Raw genomic sequence first — 18,403 nt, 5'->3', positions numbered from 1 at the left:
CCGCGTGATTCCGGGCTCGTTTGTGGCGTGGAGGCGGTGATTGCGGCGGGTGTACAGGCTGTGGAGACGCTACGTGATCTTGGGGTGTAAACCTGGGGATATTTGCGGCGGTACGGTATCCACCATGGTGCATATCCCACCCATACCTCCTACTATCAGCGAGTTATCCACACCCTTGAGCTTTTGGAGTTTTCCGCTAAATATCAGGGAAGAAGACCTGTTATACACTTAAATCCACCGCTTATCCACCTCTGTAATTACAAGTTTTCCACCGTGTGGAAAACTCTTGTGGATAACTTTCTCCCCCTGTGTATTAAGCGGGTAGAATCTTAATGACCTCGCGGTGGTTTCCGGCATGATTTCTTTACTGCACCACCGCTTCACATCGAGTGAAAGTAAAGAATTCCATGACCGACTCCCTTCAGGCGCGCTGGGCGCATCTGCTCTCCATTCTTGCCGCCGATCCGGCGGTGACGGCACGTCAGCGCGGTTTCGTGAATCTTGCGCAGCCTCAGGGATTGATGGGTTCTTCTCGCCTCATCATTGAGGTGCCGAATAAGCTCACCCGTGCGGTCTTTGAGGAGCAGATTAGCGCTTCGTTCCGTGCCGCTCTGCACGAGGCATTTGGCCCGTCGACTACCGCGCTTTTCGATGTGAATGAGTCGATGATTCCGGTTGAACCTGCAAGTCAGGATGTTTTCCATGGTGAGCGTGAGGTGCACGTTGAGCAGGCTCCTGCAGTCGCTCCAGCTGTTCCCGCACACCCCGAGGCGCCCGCCGGTTCGCGTGCTTTTGAGTACTACACCGAGCCGCATCCGGGCCCTGACCATTACGAGGTGCCCGCTGATGAGCAGGTCACTCGCCCCTCCCTGCAGGCTTTGGAGGCGGAGCGTGCCGGGTTCCCCTCCGCGCAGCAGCCCGCTCCGGCGGCTCCTGTCGCGGGTGCGCCGGCACCTCGCGAGTACCCGGCACCCACTTTTGTTCCGGAGGCCCCGGCGGTACCGGAGTCCCAGCAGGTGCATCCGCATGAAGACCCGGAAAATGCGCCGACTTGGGATAGCTCTGCCCGACTGAACCCGAACTACACCTTCGACACCTTCGTGATTGGTCAGTCCAACCGCTTTGCGCACGCGAGCGCTTTCGCGGTGGCGGAGCAGCCCGGCATTGTCTATAACCCGCTGTTCATCTACGGCGGTTCGGGTCTGGGTAAGACCCACCTGCTGCACGCGATCGGCCACTACACCAAGTATCTGTACCCGAATTTGCGGGTGCGCTACGTGAATTCTGAGGAGTTCACGAATGACTTCATTAACTCGATTCGTGACGATGAGGGTTCGTCGTTCAAGCAGATTTACCGCAATGTTGACGTTCTTCTGATTGACGATATCCAGTTTTTGGCGGGTAAAGAGGCGACGATGGAGGAGTTCTTCCATACGTTTAACGCCCTGTACAACCACCAGAAGCAGATCGTGATTACCTCTGATTTGCCGCCGAAGCAGTTGACCGGTTTCGCTGAGCGTATGCGTTCGCGTTTCGGCTCGGGCCTGAATGTGGATGTGCAGCCTCCGGAGCTGGAGACTCGTATCGCGATTCTGCGGAAGAAGGCTCAGAACGAGATTTTGCCGGTGCGCGATGATGTCATGGAGTACATTGCTTCCCATGTCACGGCCAATATTCGCGAGTTGGAGGGCGCTCTGATTCGTGCGAGCGCTGCCGCCTCGATGAAGAAGCCGCCGGAGCCCATTACCCTGGCTGAGGCTGAGACCTATCTGAAGGATTTGCTCTCTGATACCGGTGGTGCGGAGATTACGTCGGCGCTGGTTTTGGCGACGGTGGCGAAGTATTTTGATGTGTCCATTGAGGATATGCAGTCGAAGTCTCGCACCCGTACGCTCACGAATGCGCGCCAGGTGGCGATGTATCTTCTGCGTGAGCTGACCGAGATGTCCCTGCCGCGTATTGGTAACGATTTGGGCGGCCGCGACCATACGACGGTGATGCACGCGGTGCGTAAGGTGAGCGCACAGATGGCGGAGCGTCAAACGATTTTCAATCAGGTGACTGAGCTGACGAATTTGATTCGCCAGGAGCAGCGCGCCGCCGGCTAGATGTGCTTTTATTCCTGTCCCGTAGCTTATTTTGTGCCTCGACTAGGTGTTTTATAGGCTTCGGGGCAGGGGCTTCACGCTGGATCCAAGATTTTAGCGACTCTGAAAGCTAGATTTTTGGGGTGTGGATAAGCTGTGCTTTAACTCATGCGTTCGTGTGGATGTTAAGTGCATGAATATTCAAAAGGTGTGGAATTGAGGAAATGTATAAATATCCATACACAATGCATCCTCAGCATTGAGTGGTTTCTTCCACTTAATGTCCACAGGCTACTTCCGTGTCATTGCAGGCAAGGAAGGGGTTTTCCACCGTTTCCACAAGCGTTAACAATACTACTGTACTTAAAGAAAAAATCCTCCCCATAACAAGTAGTTCTGCTCGACCAACCGAGCTGGTTCAGATTTTTCTGTGTGCCCCTACTGAAAATGTAGATTTTCGCGGATTTGGATCGATAGCTGCACGCTATCTCTGGGGTTGGATGTGAAGGTTGGGTTTGAAGAAGAAACCAACACCGAACCATCACCTAATTCGAACCTGTTTTCGACTAGGTTTGATACGCCTTCCGCCTATCTTTGTAATTACAAAAATACAGTGACCCTACATGCCTCATCTCACCCGATTTTTCGCTGCAGGAGCGACCTCTGTGTCTCTGTGTAATTACAAAATCCGGTAGGATGGATAGACGCGCGCGCGGGAAGATGTACTGCGCACCAGAGCACGCGATATTTCCGGCTCTTTCGCCCATAAGCTTTACGTGCGCCCCAAAATGACTCTCCAATTCCGTGAAAGGCGCCTTCTCGATGAAATTCACCGTTGAACGCGATGTCCTTGCCGAAGCAGTCGGCTGGACGGCACGCTCACTTCCGCTGCGTCCCACCTCCCCCGTACTCAACGGTCTGCTGATTACCGCCTCCGCAGGTGAGGTCAGCATCGCAAGCTTCGATCACGAGACCAGCGCCCGTCAGGTCATTGCAGCCGATGTTGAAGCAGAAGGCGTGTGCCTGGTTCCAGGCAAGATCCTGGCAGAGATTTGCCGCTCCCTGCCGAACGCACCTGTCGAGTTCACCGCAGATGAGTCCGTGATCCGTATTCACTGCCGTTCCGCTAATTTCCAGCTGGCTGGTATGCCGGTCGTGGACTACCCCGAGCTTCCCGAGCTTCCCGAAATTTCCGGTACCGTGGACGGCGCCGAATTCGCTGAAGCCGTCAAGCAGGTTCAGATTGCGGTATCCAAGGATGAGACCCTGCCGCTGCTGACCGGTATCCGCGTAGAAATCAATGGCGACACCATGACCCTGCTCGCCACCGACCGCTACCGCCTGGCAATGCGCGAAATCAAGTGGAACCCGACCAACCCTGACGTTCAGGCGGCTGTGCTACTGAAGGCTAAGACCGTCTCTGAGGTTGGTAGCACCCTCTCCGGTTCCGGCGATCTGTCTATCGCCCTGCCCGCAGCGGGCGAGCTGATCGGCTTCGCAGCGGGTACCCGCCGCACCACCAGCGTTCTGATGGATGGCGACTACCCCAACATCCGTGCGCTGTTCCCCGAGCAGACCCCGATTCACGCGGTGGTTCGCACCTCCGACCTGGCTGAGGCTGCTCGCCGTATCTCCCTCGTGGCGGAGCGCAACACTCCCCTGCGTCTGAAGTTCACTCAGGGTTCGGTTGCTATTGATGCCGGCCGCGGTGATGAAGCTCAGGCTTCCGAGACTCTGCAGGCGCACCTGTCCGGTGATGACATCACCGTTGCGTACAACCCCGCTTACCTCTCGGACGGTTTGAAGGTTTTCGGTACAGAGTTCGTTCGTTTCTCCTTCACCGATGCGCCGAAGCCCGCCGTGATTTCCGGTCAGGACGAGCCTCTGGCTGAGGATGACCGCAACTACCGTTACCTGCTGATGCCGGTTCGCCTGCCGTCGAACTAGTTTCAGTGTTTGCCGCCCCGCACGTCTTTCGGTGCCCTATGCATCGTGGGTATGTGCGGGGTTGCGCTGTTTTTCTGTGCTCGTCCGCGCGGAAAAACCTAGTATTGTGACCTCTCGCGGTGCCCTCCAGCCGGGTGCTGTGAAGCCCCCTAACTAAGAACCTCCAGCTAAGAACCCCTAGCTAAGAACCCCTAGCTAAGAACCCGCGTATGAAACCCCGTGAAAGGAGCTTCCGGTGTATATCGACCATATTTCGTTGTTGGATTACCGCACCTACGCTCTGCTGAGCCTGCCTCTTTCGGCGGGAGTTACGGTGTTTCTGGGCTCTAATGGTGTGGGGAAAACCAATATTGTTGAGGCGATTGACTATGCGGCGTCGCTCTCTTCGCACCGTGTGAGCCATGACGGGCCGCTGGTTCGGGCGGGTGCTTCGCGCGCCTATATTCGCACCCGTACGGTGCGCGGTTCGCAGCAGACGGTGACCGAGTTTGAGATTGCTCCGGGGCAGAGTAACCGGGTGCGCATTAATCGTGCCGCGCCAGTGCGCGCCAAGGAGGCGCTGGGCATTGCCCGCACGGTGCTGTTTTCCCCGGAGGATCTGCAACTGGTGAAGGGGGATCCCGCCGGTCGTCGTCGTTTTGTGGATGATTTGGCCAGCTCTTTGCGTCCGGTGGTCTCCGGGTACCGTAGCGAGTATGAGCGGATTTTGCGGCAACGTAATTCGTTGTTGAAATCCATGCAGCGTAAGGCGCGGGACGAGAACGCTTTGAGTACCCTGTCGGTCTGGGATGAGCAACTGTCGACCCTGGGCGCTCAGCTGCTTTCTGCGCGTTTCCGTCTGTTGCAGCGCTTTTTGCCGCAGCTTCGCCGCGCCTACGCGGGGCTGACGGACGGCTCTAAAGAGGTCGGTTTCAACTATGAGTCGACTGTTTTTTCGAGCATGGGTGAACGCTCTATCGAGCATGCGGCGCTGATGCGCATTGAGGACCTCAAGGAGGCTTTGATGCGCGGTTTTGCGGAGCGTCGGCGCGATGAGATTGAGCGCGGCGTGACCCTGGTGGGTCCGCATCGTGAGGATATTACCCTGCTGCTCGGTGGTATGCCGGTGAAGCATTTTGCCTCGCACGGCGAGAGCTGGTCTTTTGCGCTGGCGCTGAAACTGGCGTCCTGGTTTGTGCATGTTGAGGATGATTCCTCGGCGGGTTCTTCGCCGATTCTGATTCTTGATGATGTGTTTGCGGAGCTTGATTCTGCGCGCCGCCACCGCCTGGGTGCGATGGTTGCCGACGCGGAGCAGGTACTGATTACCTGTGCGGTGCTCAGCGATATTCCGGAGGAGCTGGGCGACTACCGCCTGGTGTCGGTGACGGCGGGGCACGCCGAGTATGTGCAGCCTGCCGCTGGTCCTGCCACCGACTCTGTCACTGACTCTGTGGGGCAGTCGAACTCGACCGTTTCTGCGCTCGCGGAGGGTGGCGGCAATGAGTAACCCTGTCTACCCTCAAAACCATGTTTCACGTGAAACATTCGAAGAATTCGCGGAACCGCAGTTTGCGGAGCCTCAAAACCCGCACGAGGTTGACGGCGTGGGTGAGTTCTACCGTGACGAGGTGGACGCCCCCTCCGCCCTGCTAACCCGTATGCGAGTGGCGGCTCAAGAACGCGGCGAGGCGCCCCTGAATGCCTTCTCAGCGAATAAAATCATGCGCGATTTTGGTGCGGTGATGTCCGGTGCCGCCTCGAAGAAGAAATCGCGGCGAGCGCAGGGGTGGGACCCCCGCGTCATGGGCGGCTATAGCGGCCCCGGAGAGAGCTCTCGCGACCCCAAGCCCCTCGGCGGCATCGTCAGTGCCCTGATTCGTTCTCGCGGCTGGAAAGAGCCCGTGGCGGTCTCTAGCGTGCTGGCTCGCTGGACTGAGCTCGTGGGCCCTGAAATTGCGGCGCACACCCGCCCCATCAGCTTCGAAAACTCCATTGTTGAAGTCCAGTGCGACTCTACCGCCTGGACGACTCAGTTGCGCCTGATGCACGGGCACCTCATCGAACTTTTCCGCCGCGAACTGGGTGATGGTGTCGTGGCTCAGGTTCGCGTGCTGGGTCCGAACAACGGACGCTGGAATCAGCGAGGCTATCGGCGTGCCACCGGCATGCGCGGTGTGCGCGACACCTATGGGTAGCCTTCTGAGTGCCTCTGGTGCTCGTTCACCTTCTGATTGAACGGTGTTAGGTCAAAATAAGCCTTTTTCTGCACGGTATGAAAGCTATAGAAGCGCCGGCAACCCCCACGAGGCTGTGAACTGTACCCCCTACCTCAAGAGGGGGTTGAAGCACTCTAAACCGCCTTTGCGGGCTTTTGAGCGGGTGATAGCTCTCAAAAAGCTCAATAAATGACGCCCGTAGATGGTTTTATGCTCTCTTGCTCGGTAAAATAAAAGAGAAAATGCGTAAAGTGTGCCCACCTACGGGCACCACCGGCAACGCGGGTTGTGCAGGCACTTTCTTGTGCCCTCTGTGAGGCGTTCTAGGCTGCCCGTAACTTTTCTTCGCCGGTTGCATCATCTACTCAAGGAGTTCTGCCTCGTGGCATCTGAACAGAATGCATCTGAACAGCAGCATGAATACGGTGCATCCGATATTACCGTGCTGGAAGGTCTGGAAGCGGTTCGCAAGCGCCCCGGCATGTACATTGGCTCGACCACTGAGCGCGGTCTGCACCACCTGGTCTACGAGGTCGTAGATAACTCGGTCGACGAAGCGCTCGCCGGCTACGCCTCCAAAATTGACGTGACCATTCAGGCTGATGGTGCTGTTCGCGTAGAGGATGATGGCCGCGGTATTCCCGTGGATGAGCACCCCACCGAGCACAAGTCCACTGTTGAGGTCGTCATGACCGTGCTGCACGCTGGCGGTAAGTTTGGTGGCGGCGGCTACTCCGTTTCCGGTGGTCTGCACGGCGTGGGTATCTCTGTGGTGAACGCGCTGTCTACCCGTGTGATTACTGAGGTGCACCGCCAGGGCTACGCATGGCATATTTCCTTCTCCAACGGTGGTGTGCCGGATGGTCCCCTGCGCAAGGGTAAGCCGTCCGATAAGACCGGTACCATTCAGACTTTCTACCCGGACCCGGAGATCTTCGAGACCGTCGAGTTCGACTTTGAGACTCTGCGTGCCCGTTTCCAGCAGATGGCGTTCCTGAACAAGGGCTTGACCATCACCCTGACCGATGAGCGTGAGAAGTTCGTCGGTGACGAGGTTGCTGAAGAGAGCGAGAAGAAGGAAAACATCCTCAACCGCGTGCGCGCGAACGCTGATGGTTTCACGACCGTCACCTACCGTTACGACAACGGTCTGTTCGACTACGTACACTTCCTCAATGCAGGCGCAAAGACCATTGTGAACGAGGAGATTGTCTCCTTCGAAGCCGAAGACACTGAGCGCAACATGAGCCTGGAAGTGGCGATGCAGTGGACCGGCGCCTATAAGGAGTCCGTCTACTCCTACGCGAACACGATTAACACCCACGAGGGCGGTACTCACGAAGAGGGTTTCCGTGCCGCTCTGACCTCGCTGGTGAACCGTTACGCGCGTGAGAACAAGCTGTTGCGCGATAAGGACGATAACCTCACCGGCGAAGACGTGCGTGAGGGTCTGACCGCGGTGATTTCGATTAAGATTTCCGAGCCTCAGTTCGAGGGTCAGACCAAGACCAAGCTGGGTAACTCGGAGGCTAAGTCCTTCACCCAGCGTGAGGTGAACGATCACCTCGGCGACTGGTTCGGTCGTAACCCCGCGGTGGCGAAGGACATTGTGCGTCGCGCAATCACCGCCGCTCAGGCGCGTATTGCAGCCCGTAAGGCACGCGAGACGACCCGCCGTAAGGGCCTGCTGGAGACCAGCTCGATGCCCGGTAAGCTCAAGGACTGCTCCTCGAAGGATCCGTCGATCTCTGAGATTTACCTGGTGGAGGGTGACTCCGCGGGTGGTTCGGCTGTTCAGGGTCGTGACCCGAATACTCAGGCTATTCTGCCGCTGCGCGGTAAGATCCTGAACGTTGAGCGCGCTCGTCTGGACCGTGCCCTGTCCAACGCTGAAATTCAGGCGATGATTACCGCTTTTGGTACCGGCATTGGTGATGACTTCGATATTGAGAAGGCACGCTACCACAAGATTGTTCTGATGGCGGATGCGGACGTCGACGGCCAGCACATTACGACTCTGCTGCTGACTCTGCTCTTCCGCTTTATGCGTCCGCTGATTGAGGCGGGTTATGTGTACCTGGCTCAGCCGCCGCTGTACCGCATCAAGTGGTCGAACGCTCCGCACGACTACGTGTACTCGGATGCTGAGCGTGACGAGGCTCTGGCTCGTGGCGCGGCAAAGAACCTGCGCCTGCCCAAGGACAACGGTATTCAGCGTTACAAGGGTCTGGGCGAGATGGACTACACCGAGCTGTGGGATACCACCATGGACCCGGCTCGCCGCACCCTGCTGCAGGTGAAGATGGAAGACGCAGCGGCGGCTGACCAGATCTTCTCTGTTCTGATGGGCGAGGACGTTGAGGCTCGCCGTGAGTTTATCCAGCAGAACGCAAAGGACATTCGATTCCTCGATATCTAGCCCGAAGCGGCATATATCCCGTATGGAATATGCCAAATGAGCTATATAGCCGAGCGAGTCATTGAGGAATGAGAAAGTAATGAGCGAAGAACAGCAGAATAAATCCACTGAGGTTGACGTCGTCAGCAACGGTGGCACTGAAAGCGTAGACCACCACGGTCACATTGAACAGGTGGACCTGCAGACCGAAATGCAGCGTTCCTACCTGGACTACGCAATGGCGGTTATTATTGGCCGCGCCCTGCCGGATGTGCGTGACGGCCTCAAGCCCGTGCACCGCCGCGTGATCTACGCGATGTACGACGGCGGCTACCGCCCGGACCGATCCTTCAATAAGTGTGCCCGCGTGGTTGGCGACGTGATGGGTCAGTTCCACCCCCACGGCGATAGCGCTATCTACGACACTCTGGTGCGTCTGATTCAGAGCTGGATTATGCGTTACCCGCTGGCTCTGGGTCAGGGTAACTTCGGCTCCCCCGGTAACGACGGTGCCGCAGCGCCTCGATACACCGAGACCAAGATGGCTCCCATTGCCCTTGAGATGGTGCGTGACATCAACGAAGACACCGTTGATTTCCAGCCCAACTACGACGGCAAGTCCCTGGAGCCTACCGTTTTGCCCGCGCGCATCCCGAACCTGTTGGTCAACGGTTCTTCGGGTATTGCTGTGGGTATGGCGACCAATATTCCGCCGCATAACCTGCGTGAGGTTGCCGAGGGCGTGGAGTGGTTCCTGAAGAATCCGCACGCCACCAATGAGGAGCTGCTGAGCGCGCTGATGGCGCGCATTAAGGGCCCCGATTTCCCGACCGGTGCACAGATTCTGGGCACCAAGGGCATTGAGGACGCGTACCGTACTGGCCGTGGCTCTATCACCATGCGCGCGGTGGTCAACGTGGAGGAAATCCACGGTCGTACCTGCCTGGTGGTTACCGAGCTGCCGTACCAGGCGAACCCGGATAACCTGGCGATTAAGATTGCTGAGCTCATCAAGGACGGTAAGGTCACCGGCATTGCGGATTTGCGCGATGAGACTTCGGGTCGTACCGGTCAGCGTCTGGTGATTGTGCTCAAGCGCGATGCTTCCCCGAAGGTTGTGCTGAACAACCTGTACAAGCACACCCAGCTGCAGGAGAACTTCTCCGCAAACATGCTCGCCATTGTTGATGGTGTGCCGCGCACCCTGTCCCTGGATGCGTTTGTGCGTCACTGGGTGGATCACCAGATGGACGTTATCGTTCGTCGTACCCGTTACCGTCTGCGTCAGGCGGAGGAAGAGGCGCACATCCTGCGTGGCCTGCTGAAGGCTCTGGATGCTCTGGATGAGGTTATTGCCCTGATTCGCCGCTCCCCCACCGCTGATGAGGCGCGTAGCGGCCTGATGGAGTTCCTGCAGATTGATGAGGCTCAGGCTCAGGCAATTCTGAACATGCAGCTGCGTCGTCTGGCTGCCCTGGAGCGTCAGAAGATTCAGGATCGTCACGATGAGCTGATGCGCATGATCGCTGAGTACAACGCGATTATTGCTTCGGAGACTCGCCAGCGCGAGATTATCTCTGAGGAGCTGGGTGAGATTGTGAACCGCTACGGCGATGAGCGTCGCACCCAGATTATGTACGGCTACAACGGCGACATGTCCATGGAAGACCTCATCCCCGAGGAGGAGGTCGTGGTGACGATTACTCGCGGCGGCTACATTAAGCGCACCCGAAGTGATCAGTACCGTAGCCAGCACCGTGGTGGTAAGGGCATTAAGGGTGCCTCGCTGCGCGGTGATGACGTGGTGGAGCACTTCTTTGTGACCACTACGCACAGCTGGATTCTGTTCTTCACGAACTTGGGTCGCGTGTACCGTGCGAAGGGTTATGAGCTGCAGGAAGCCGGTCGTGACGCGAAGGGCCAGCACATTGCGAACCTGCTGGAGTTCCAGGGCGGTGAGCATATTGCTCAGGTCATGGAGCTGAAGAGCTATGAGGATGCTGAGTACCTGGTGCTTGCTACTCGCGGCGGCATGGTGAAGAAAAGTCGCCTGAGCGATTACGATACGAACCGTACTGCCGGCCTGATTGCAATTAACCTGCGTGAGGGCGATGAGGTTGTTTCGGCGTTCACCGTTTCGGATAAGGACGATATTCTGCTGGTGTCGCGTAACGGTATGTCGCTGCGCTTCCATGCTGATGATGCGTCGTTGCGCCCGATGGGTCGTTCGACCTCCGGTGTGACCGGTATGAAGTTCCGTGAGGGCGATGAGCTGATTTCTGCGAATGTGGTTACTGAGGGCTCCTTCGTCTTCGTGGTCACTGAGGGTGGTTACGCGAAGCGTACGAGCGTGGATGAGTACCGCGTGCAGGGCCGTAACGGCTTCGGCATTAAGGTTGCTAAGCTAGTTGAGGATCGTGGCGCCCTGGTGGGTGGCCTCATTGTGGATGAAGAGGACGAGGTGCTGGTGGTTATGGCCAGCGGCAAGGTCGTTCGTTCGAACGTGAATGAGGTTCCTGCGAAGGGACGCGATACTATGGGTGTTATCTTTGCAAAGCCCGGTAAGGGCGATTCTATTATTGGTGTTGCACGCAACCAGGATCGTCAGCTGGATGATAGCGACGATGAAACCACTGAGAACACCGAGGCTTCGGAGTCTTCTGAGGCGCCCGGTACGGACAACGAGGGTGAAGCGGCGGCTGCCGATCTCACCGCTACTGGAGGTAACTAATGAGCAGCACTCCCGCGAGCTCCTCTCCTGCGTCGGCACAGCGTTCGGCGTCGGCTGGTGCATCTAAGTCTTCGGGTGCGGCTAAGGCTGGCGCGCGTCGCCCGGCTCAGGCACGTTCGGGCCAGGCTCGTCCTGGCGGTACCGCTAAGCGTCCTGCTGGCAAGCGCCCTGTGAACGCTAAGCGTCCGACCGGTTCGCGCCGTCAGTTGGTGCGTCCGGCGCCGCGTTCGAAGATTCGTCGCGCGCGTCTGGTGGTTCAGAAGGTTGATACGTGGTCGGTGGCTAAGCTGATCTTCCTGCTGTCTATTGCTTTGGGCATTGTGACTGTGGTGGCTTCGGTGATTCTGTGGCTGTTCCTGCAGGCTTCTGGTGCGTTTACCGGTGTGAACCAGCTGATTAGCTCTCTGGGTACTGGTTCGACCACTGTGGATATTTCGCAGATGATTTCGCTGGGTCAGGTTGCTTTGGTGACTACTATTTTTGCTGTGGTCAACACTGTGGTCTTTACTCTGCTGGGTATGATTGGCGCGATTCTGTACAACCTGGCTGCGAAGCTGGTTGGTGGCGTGACCTTGACTCTGAGCGATGAGTCCTAGTTTGTAGCTTTTTGAGCTTTGTGTGCGGGCGGTTCTGTCTCTGGTGGAGGCGGTGCCGCCCGTTCTGCATGCCCCGCTCTGTATGCTTGGGAACCCCCAATATTAAAGTGTGATGCAGAACATGCTTTTTTGATTTGGTGTTACCTTCAAATACCTGTATAGTTATATCTCGTTCTACGGAAGAAATTCCGCAGAGGGAGGGCGTATAGCTCAGACGGTTAGAGCGCTTCGCTGATAACGAAGAGGTCCCAAGTTCGATTCTTGGTACGCCCACTCCACACTATGAAAGGCAATAATGAAGAAATTATTGATTCTTGCTGTTCTTTCGTGTGTCACTGCGATGGTCCTGAAAAAGTACCAGAGCAATGAAGTCGTGAAGGCTTGGAAAAATAACTAAACAGTGGTTTCCGCTGAGACGGGGGCGTGGCGCAATTGGTAGCGCATCTGCTTTGCAAGCAGAGGGTTAGGGGTTCGAGTCCCCTCGCCTCCACTTTCCGGTGATTATAGCAAGAGGGAAACGCCTGGTTCCATTCCGAACCCAGAAGCTAAGACTCTTCGCGCCGATGGTACTGCACTTTTGTGGGTGTGGGAGAGTAGGTCATCGCCGGTTTATTTTTGAAAAAGACCCCGTATCGAAAGATACGGGGTCTTTTGTTGTATTCGCCAAAGTTGTTGTATCTGCTGATGTGATGCGGGGGGGGGGGTAGATGCGAATACCTCGCGAAGCTGATGTGCTGCGTGCGCCGCGGGTATAGATTCAATTCTTCGTGATATTCGAATGCGCACGGCTGTAGGAAACCCCTACTGTGGAGAATGTGCTCCGCAGAAAGCCCCGCGCCGTAAAACCCACAGGAGTATCCCGTGCGGGTAGCTTGGTGGCCCAAATGAGGTCTGAATAATAAAGGTGTGTCACAAAAAGAAAGCTGGGAGGTTCCTGAAAGTGAACACTTGGTGAACACACTTTAGCCTCTTGATGGATATAATCACCCCTCTCCCCCGCACTCTCGCATAAGCCACATAAACCAACTTAAGCATTCCGATAGGTGCACCCTTTTTTCCGCGGAATATCGGGAGATTTTCCCCTGAAATATGGGCTCTATAGTAAAACCCTCACGGAAACCCGCTCAATACTGTGGGTTTATCTGTTATTTCGTGTTAATTCGGAATACTTTAGATTTCGCGAAAACCGACAGATAATTTTCTTGTGACTACAGAACTCATTATTCTCGTGATCGTGGTGCTTACCGCGCTCGCCTTCGACTTTACGAATGGCTTCCACGACACCGGTAACGCGATGGCAACCTCCATCGCCACCGGTGCGCTGAAGCCTAAGACCGCCGTGGCGCTGTCTGCGTCCCTGAACCTTGTGGGCGCGTTCCTCTCTGTTGAGGTGGCACGCTCGGTTGGTAGCGGCATCGTGAACCTGGACCGTATCGATGTAACAACGGATGGCCCGGCGCTGATGCTTATCGTCTTTACCGGCCTGGTTGGCGGTATCCTCTGGAATGTTTTGACCTGGCTTCTGGGTCTTCCCTCCTCCTCGTCGCACGCTCTGTTTGGTGGCCTGATTGGTTCGGCTATTGTCGCGATCGGCTTTGACGGCGTGCAGTGGATGGGCGTTCTGTCCAAGATTATTGTTCCCGCGGTCCTCTCCCCCGTCATTGCGGCTATTGTGGCGGCAACCGGCACTTGGCTGGTATACCGTATTGCTGCCCCGGTGGCTGACGACCGTAAGCACGGCGGCTTCCGTAAAGGACAGGTTGCGACCGCATCCCTGATGTCTCTGGCGCACGGTACTAACGATGCGCAGAAGACCATGGGCGTGATCTTCCTGGCTCTGGTTGCCTCGGGCACTCTGAGCAACGATGACGCGATCCCCCTGTGGGTGAAGGCTTCCTGCGCTATCGCTATTGCTCTGGGTACTTACCTGGGTGGCTGGCGCATTATCCGCACCCTCGGTAAGGGTATCGTTGAGGTAGACACCCCGCAGGGTGTTGCTGCTGATGGTGCATCCGCCGCGATTATTCTGACCTCCTCCCACTTCGGTATGGCACTGTCCACCACTCACGTGGCATCCGGTTCGATTCTGGGTAGTGGCCTGGGCCGTAAGGGTGCTGAGGTTCGCTGGTCTGTTGCTGGCCGCATGGTGGTTGCTTGGCTGATTACTCTGCCGGCTGCCGCAATTGTGGGTGCTCTGACCTGGCTGATTGGTCACGGCCTGAACGCTCTGACCGGCACCCAGTTCGTTGGCGAGCTGACCGTGTTCGCGCTGCTGATTATCTTCTGCTTCCTGATGTGGCGTCATTCCCAGAAGGACAACATTGACGCTTCGAACGTGACTGGCGACTGGGATGAAGAGGAAGGCGCTGCAGTCACCAGCGCTGACGCATCCGCAGAGCAGACTCTTGCTACTGAGAAGGCAGGTTCGTAGCCGTGGAATATCTGATGGACATTGTGAACAAGGTTATTCCGGTGCTGATTGCCGGTCTGTTCTTTGGTGCGGGCCTTCCGGCGCTGTATGCTCTGGGTCTGCGTCTGCTGGCTGGCCGTACCGAGTACACTGCGGACGGTAAGCTCGTTGAAATTGAGCCTCCGGGAACGGTGGCGAAGATTGCCGCGTCTTGCATTTTTGCTATTATCGTAGCAATCGTAATCATCGGTATTCTCTGGGTCGCTAAGGACTTTATCGACCACACTTTCGGCTGGAATATCTTCGGCGTAACCGGTGGAGGCCACTAATCCCGTGAACACTAAATTGCATATGATGACTGCTTCGAAGGAGGGGCTCGATGCCTGATAAGAGCATAATCTCTCGAGTAATCGACTGGCTGAGCGTCGGGTATCCCAAGGATGTTCCGGTGCAGGACCGCGCGGCAGTGATGGCTATTTTGAAGATGCGTCTGACCGATGAGCAGCTGCAGGAAGTTGTTCGCCAGCTCATGCAGTCTCGTGCTGCTCGTGGCGAGGCGTACGTGAGCGACCAGCGCATTAACGAGTACATTCGTCGAGTGGTGGATCATACCCCGACCCCGCAGGATATTGACCGCGTCGCTAAGATTCTGGGTGCGCACGGCTTCCTGATTGCGGAGAACCACGTGAACGAGGACGCTGAGCCTACGACTGGCGGTACCGAGTACGTGACCTACGACGATCCGACGACCGGCGAGATCCGTATTGCTGAGTTGGCTGCTGAATCGGCTAATATTCCGGCTCCGAATGCTACGGCTGCGCAGGATAACTAAATAGCCTGCGGTGAGGGTTGAGAGCTCTCATGAAACTTGTGACCTATGGGGTGGACTTAAGTCCACCCCATAGGTTTTCTTTATGCCCTCCGATGGATGTGCCGCGGGTTGTCGGCATGTGCATGGGTGCGGGCGGTATTCTAGAGGGACTTCACTCCCCTCAAACCGTTGGTGGGCTTTGCGCTCGCCCTGCATCATGGAGATTCTGTGTCTTCTTCCCCTTCTTTGGAACCCGAGAACTCTCACATTCCCGATACTTCTACCCGGGGAGCCTCTCAGGGCTCTTCTGAGGCGGCATCCGTTGCCGCTGAGGACTCTGTGGCTAAGACCCCTTCTACCCGCGTCGATGCCGCTAAAGAGGCTATCGCCGGGCAGGCGCGCCGCCTCGTGGTGCCCCGCCGTTCCCTGCTTCTGACCGGCGGCGTGGTTGCCGCCGCCGGGGTGCTTGCCGCAATGCCGCAGATTGCCGCCACCGGTGTGCTGGGCGAGGATGCGGCGGCGGTGGTTTCAAACGAGAAGCTGCTGGCACGCCGTGAGCGTCTGGTTCGCGAGAATATTGATACCCGCTACCTGAAGATTGAGTCGCTGGGGCGTATCTATGTGGGTAAGGGGCGTAGTGAACAGGACCTGCGCCTGGTGGGTTCTTTCTCCCTCACGGAGGTGGCACAGGCCGATTTGGCGGCGGCCGCTACGGCTCTGACGAACCTGTCCGTTTACGGTTCTCTGCATCGGCTGAGCGTCACCTACGGTGGCGTGGACTCGGCGAATGACCCACAGAACGTTGCTAACACCGCTACGGATGCTCCGGTGAGCCCGCTGCGCGTCAATGATTCGGCGACCCTGAAAGAAGAGCAGTGGCTGAAGGTGCTGACCGCTAACGCGGCGTTGGGAACTAATGTGAGCTATGCGCAGGTGGGTCTGCTGGCGGATGAGTTGCGCCTGAATGCCGTTGTGATTGATGAGAACTATGAATCCCTGCTGAAGCGTTTCCGCTCCCTGGCTGAGCTGGATCTGAAGAACGAGCGGGTGCAGCAGATTCACCTGAATATTCAGTTGGCTCCGGAGAAGGCAGTAACCCTGCCCTCGGGTGCGCAGTCGAAGGTTTCGGTGAGTGTTGCGGAGTCTTCGCGTGTGGCAACGGTGGCTGATGTGCTATCGAAGGCCGCCACGAGGAAGGAGCTGAATACCCTGGCATCGTTCTCGCTGGTGTGGAATGCCCGTGAAAAGTACCCCTCAGCGAGCCAGTGGGATGCTTTCAAGCTGGGCTTCAAGGGACCGGAGTCGAAGGAGGAGTCCGCGAAGGAGGCGCAACGTACCGCGATTCGTAAATATCTGCAGGAGGTTAGCGTCCCCCTGCAGGCTCTGACGAAGCGGGAGGCGACAGTGCCGGGTGAGGTGATTACCTAAACCCATCAGTAATGTGATGGGTCTAACTAAAAAAATATGCATGAGGATTTGGTGAAGCCGCAAAAGGTGTTATAGACTAGTAGAGCACCACGGGGGCGTGGCGCAATTGGTAGCGCATCTGCTTTGCAAGCAGAGGGTTAGGGGTTCGAGTCCCCTCGCCTCCACTTTCCGGTGATTATAGCAAGAGGGAAACGCCTGGTTCCATTCCGAACCCAGAAGCTAAGACTCTTCGCGCCGATGGTACTGCACTTTTGTGGGTGTGGGAGAGTAGGTCATCGCCGGTTTATTTTTGAACCGAGAACCCCATGTCGAAAGACATGGGGTTCTTTGTATATCCGGGTACGTCAGGGTATATCCGGGCATGTCAGGGAACTACCGCAGGGGGCACCCCGGGGTATATGCACGGGGAGATTCAGCGCTCTACCTGTAGCATCTGTAGCGCCTCCTCTCTCCCCTTTCCTCCCCCCATAAAGAACAAACAATAGCCGCCCGTCAGAGTAAAACTCTAGCGGGCGGCTATCTTTCATAAAGCGCTCCCTCGCGCCGCTAGCGGCGCCTCAGAAAGCTATCTTAGATCCCCTGAGAGAAGAAGAAGATACGGGAACGCTTATGCGTTCTTCCAGGGGTCCTCCACGGGGCGAGCTGCGTTGTAGGCTGCGGCGCCTGCAACACCCAGAGCAACCAGCAGACCCAGGAACGCCAGGCCCTTACGGGGGCGCTTGCCGCCGTTACGCTCAATACGAGCCAGTTCCTTCTCAGCGGCACGAACAGTCTTTGCGGTAGCCTTACGAGCCTTCTTCAGGGCCTTCTTGTTGCCGGTCAGCTTCTCAGCGAACATCTCAGCGGTCTTGCCTTCCAGCGCGGACTCAACAGCAGCCAGAGAAGAGACAATAGTCTGAGCCTTAGCAGCCTTGCGTGCCTTACGCTTCTTGCAGCAGAACATGGGGTGACCTCCATCGGTTGAAATGCGCCAGCAGCCAGAAAACGCCGCCGCGCGCGTAGTGTTCACCTCTCAGGATATTCAATTCCCGCCCAAAAAGCCCGCCCAACGGTGCGCCCGGGGCGAAAAAACATGTTAGATGGCGAATGAGCGCCGCCCCGTGCCACAATAGAGCCATGACTAATGCAACTGCTAAGGCAACTATCCACACTAACTACGGTGACATCGTCGTCGAGCTCTTCGGCAACCACGCACCGCTGACTGTTGAGAACTTCATCGGCCTCGCTGACGGCTCCCGTCAGTGGAAGCACCCCCGCACCGGTGAAATCATGAACACCCCCCTGTACAAGGACGTCGTGTTCCACCGCATCATCAAGGACTTCATGATTCAGGGTGGTGACCCCCTGGGCATGGGCGTTGGTGGCCCCGGCTACCAGTTCAAGGACGAGATTCACCCCGAGCTCTCCTTCTCCAAGCCCTACCTGCTGGCAATGGCTAACGCAGGCCCCGGCACCAACGGTTCTCAGTTCTTCATCACCACCGTTGAGACCCCTTGGCTGAACGGCCGCCACACCATCTTCGGTGAGGTTACCGACGAGGCATCCAAGAAGGTTGTTGACGCTATTGAGGGCGTTGAGACCGGCTTCCAGGACCGCCCGGTCAAGGACGTTGTCATCTCCTCGATCGACATCGAAAAGCTCTAATAAACCCCATCGGAAGGCTCATACGAGCATTCTGCTGAAGGTGTTGAGAAAACACGTATAGTTCAGGGGCCCGCCAGGATTCTTCCGGTGGGTCCCTGCGCTTATATGCCCGCGCGCGCCATCCCCCGCACACCACCCCGGTTGATCCGGTAC

At 57.1% G+C, this 18,403-nt stretch carries 13 protein-coding genes, 3 tRNA genes and 2 rRNA genes; 17 read left to right on the top strand and 1 reads right to left on the bottom strand.

Annotation, left to right across the window (positions count from 1 at the left end; translation table 11 throughout):
- Positions 1 to 407 precede the first annotated feature (407 nt).
- From dnaA to rrf (HMPREF2980_RS01520), 16 genes are all read left to right on the top strand, one after another.
- Positions 408 to 2,108: a chromosomal replication initiator protein DnaA gene (gene dnaA / locus HMPREF2980_RS01595; protein WP_070633537.1), complete on the top strand. Its 1,701-nt coding sequence runs from the start codon at positions 408 to 410 to the stop codon at positions 2,106 to 2,108.
- Positions 2,109 to 2,909: 801 nt separating this feature from the next.
- Positions 2,910 to 4,034: a DNA polymerase III subunit beta gene (dnaN, locus tag HMPREF2980_RS01590; protein ID WP_049327445.1), complete on the top strand. Its 1,125-nt coding sequence runs from the start codon at positions 2,910 to 2,912 to the stop codon at positions 4,032 to 4,034.
- A 235-nt stretch (positions 4,035 to 4,269) separates the two neighbouring features.
- Positions 4,270 to 5,523, top strand: a complete 1,254-nt coding sequence (recF, locus tag HMPREF2980_RS01585; RefSeq protein ID WP_070634583.1) for a DNA replication/repair protein RecF — start codon at positions 4,270 to 4,272, stop codon at positions 5,521 to 5,523.
- Positions 5,516 to 6,211: a DciA family protein gene (locus HMPREF2980_RS01580; protein ID WP_070666832.1), complete on the top strand. Its 696-nt coding sequence runs from the start codon at positions 5,516 to 5,518 to the stop codon at positions 6,209 to 6,211. Before recF ends, HMPREF2980_RS01580 begins: the two co-directional genes overlap by 8 nt.
- Before the next feature lie 403 nt (positions 6,212 to 6,614).
- Complete coding sequence (gene gyrB / locus HMPREF2980_RS01575) at positions 6,615 to 8,651, top strand: DNA topoisomerase (ATP-hydrolyzing) subunit B (protein WP_070689904.1); 2,037 nt, start codon at positions 6,615 to 6,617, stop codon at positions 8,649 to 8,651.
- A 79-nt stretch (positions 8,652 to 8,730) separates the two neighbouring features.
- Entirely contained in the window at positions 8,731 to 11,361 is a 2,631-nt protein-coding gene (gene gyrA, locus HMPREF2980_RS01570; RefSeq protein WP_070689902.1) for a DNA gyrase subunit A, read from the top strand.
- Positions 11,361 to 11,957: a DUF3566 domain-containing protein gene (locus HMPREF2980_RS01565; protein ID WP_005508012.1), complete on the top strand. Its 597-nt coding sequence runs from the start codon at positions 11,361 to 11,363 to the stop codon at positions 11,955 to 11,957. The genes gyrA and HMPREF2980_RS01565 overlap by 1 nt, the downstream gene beginning before the upstream one ends.
- Positions 11,958 to 12,156: 199 nt before the next feature.
- Positions 12,157 to 12,230: transfer RNA gene (locus HMPREF2980_RS01560), tRNA-Ile, on the top strand.
- Positions 12,231 to 12,374: 144 nt separating this feature from the next.
- A tRNA-Ala gene (locus HMPREF2980_RS01555) sits at positions 12,375 to 12,447 on the top strand.
- 3 nt (positions 12,448 to 12,450) lie between these two features.
- A 5S ribosomal RNA gene (gene rrf, locus HMPREF2980_RS01550) occupies positions 12,451 to 12,567 on the top strand.
- A gap of 594 nt (positions 12,568 to 13,161) precedes the next feature.
- A complete protein-coding gene (locus tag HMPREF2980_RS01545; protein ID WP_070630112.1) occupies positions 13,162 to 14,388 on the top strand; it encodes an inorganic phosphate transporter in 1,227 nt (408 codons plus the stop codon).
- 14 nt (positions 14,389 to 14,402) lie between these two features.
- Positions 14,403 to 14,696: a hypothetical protein gene (locus HMPREF2980_RS01540; protein ID WP_065423854.1), complete on the top strand. Its 294-nt coding sequence runs from the start codon at positions 14,403 to 14,405 to the stop codon at positions 14,694 to 14,696.
- A 50-nt stretch (positions 14,697 to 14,746) separates the two neighbouring features.
- Positions 14,747 to 15,199: a DUF3349 domain-containing protein gene (locus tag HMPREF2980_RS01535; protein ID WP_070633553.1), complete on the top strand. Its 453-nt coding sequence runs from the start codon at positions 14,747 to 14,749 to the stop codon at positions 15,197 to 15,199.
- Between the two features lie 207 nt (positions 15,200 to 15,406).
- Positions 15,407 to 16,606, top strand: a complete 1,200-nt coding sequence (locus tag HMPREF2980_RS01530) for an acetamidase (RefSeq protein ID WP_246823231.1) — start codon at positions 15,407 to 15,409, stop codon at positions 16,604 to 16,606.
- Between the two features lie 91 nt (positions 16,607 to 16,697).
- Positions 16,698 to 16,770 (top strand) — tRNA-Ala (locus tag HMPREF2980_RS01525).
- 3 nt (positions 16,771 to 16,773) lie between these two features.
- Positions 16,774 to 16,890, top strand: a 5S ribosomal RNA gene (rrf, locus tag HMPREF2980_RS01520).
- A 323-nt stretch (positions 16,891 to 17,213) separates the two neighbouring features.
- On the opposite strand, the gene HMPREF2980_RS01515 is transcribed toward rrf (HMPREF2980_RS01520), so the two are convergent.
- Positions 17,214 to 17,549 (bottom strand): hypothetical protein, encoded by a 336-nt coding sequence (locus HMPREF2980_RS01515; RefSeq protein ID WP_070615733.1) that lies wholly within the window; start codon positions 17,547 to 17,549, stop codon positions 17,214 to 17,216.
- Between the two features lie 173 nt (positions 17,550 to 17,722).
- Between HMPREF2980_RS01515 and HMPREF2980_RS01510 the strand changes: the two genes are divergently transcribed.
- Positions 17,723 to 18,250 (top strand): peptidylprolyl isomerase, encoded by a 528-nt coding sequence (locus tag HMPREF2980_RS01510; RefSeq protein ID WP_005508008.1) that lies wholly within the window; start codon positions 17,723 to 17,725, stop codon positions 18,248 to 18,250.
- The last annotated feature ends 153 nt before the right edge of the window (positions 18,251 to 18,403 follow it).

It is taken from the genome of Rothia sp. HMSC076D04 (genome assembly GCF_001814645.1).
Lineage (GTDB): Bacteria > Actinomycetota > Actinomycetes > Actinomycetales > Micrococcaceae > Rothia > Rothia mucilaginosa.
This window is presented reverse-complemented; position numbering and strand designations above follow the sequence as displayed.

Excerpts from the sequence above, each read along its gene's own strand:
- HMPREF2980_RS01580 (WP_070666832.1), top strand. The coding sequence starts at position 5,516 with ATGAGTAACCCTGTCTACCCTCAAAACCATGTTTCACGTGAAACATTC.
- HMPREF2980_RS01540 (WP_065423854.1), top strand. The coding sequence starts at position 14,403 with ATGGACATTGTGAACAAGGTTATTCCGGTGCTGATTGCCGGTCTGTTC.
- gyrA (WP_070689902.1), top strand. The coding sequence starts at position 8,731 with ATGAGCGAAGAACAGCAGAATAAATCCACTGAGGTTGACGTCGTCAGC.
- HMPREF2980_RS01510 (WP_005508008.1), top strand. The coding sequence starts at position 17,723 with ATGACTAATGCAACTGCTAAGGCAACTATCCACACTAACTACGGTGAC.
- HMPREF2980_RS01535 (WP_070633553.1), top strand. The coding sequence starts at position 14,747 with ATGCCTGATAAGAGCATAATCTCTCGAGTAATCGACTGGCTGAGCGTC.
- dnaA (WP_070633537.1), top strand. The coding sequence starts at position 408 with ATGACCGACTCCCTTCAGGCGCGCTGGGCGCATCTGCTCTCCATTCTT.
- dnaN (WP_049327445.1), top strand. The coding sequence starts at position 2,910 with ATGAAATTCACCGTTGAACGCGATGTCCTTGCCGAAGCAGTCGGCTGG.
- HMPREF2980_RS01515 (WP_070615733.1), bottom strand. The coding sequence starts at position 17,549 with ATGTTCTGCTGCAAGAAGCGTAAGGCACGCAAGGCTGCTAAGGCTCAG.
- HMPREF2980_RS01565 (WP_005508012.1), top strand. The coding sequence starts at position 11,361 with ATGAGCAGCACTCCCGCGAGCTCCTCTCCTGCGTCGGCACAGCGTTCG.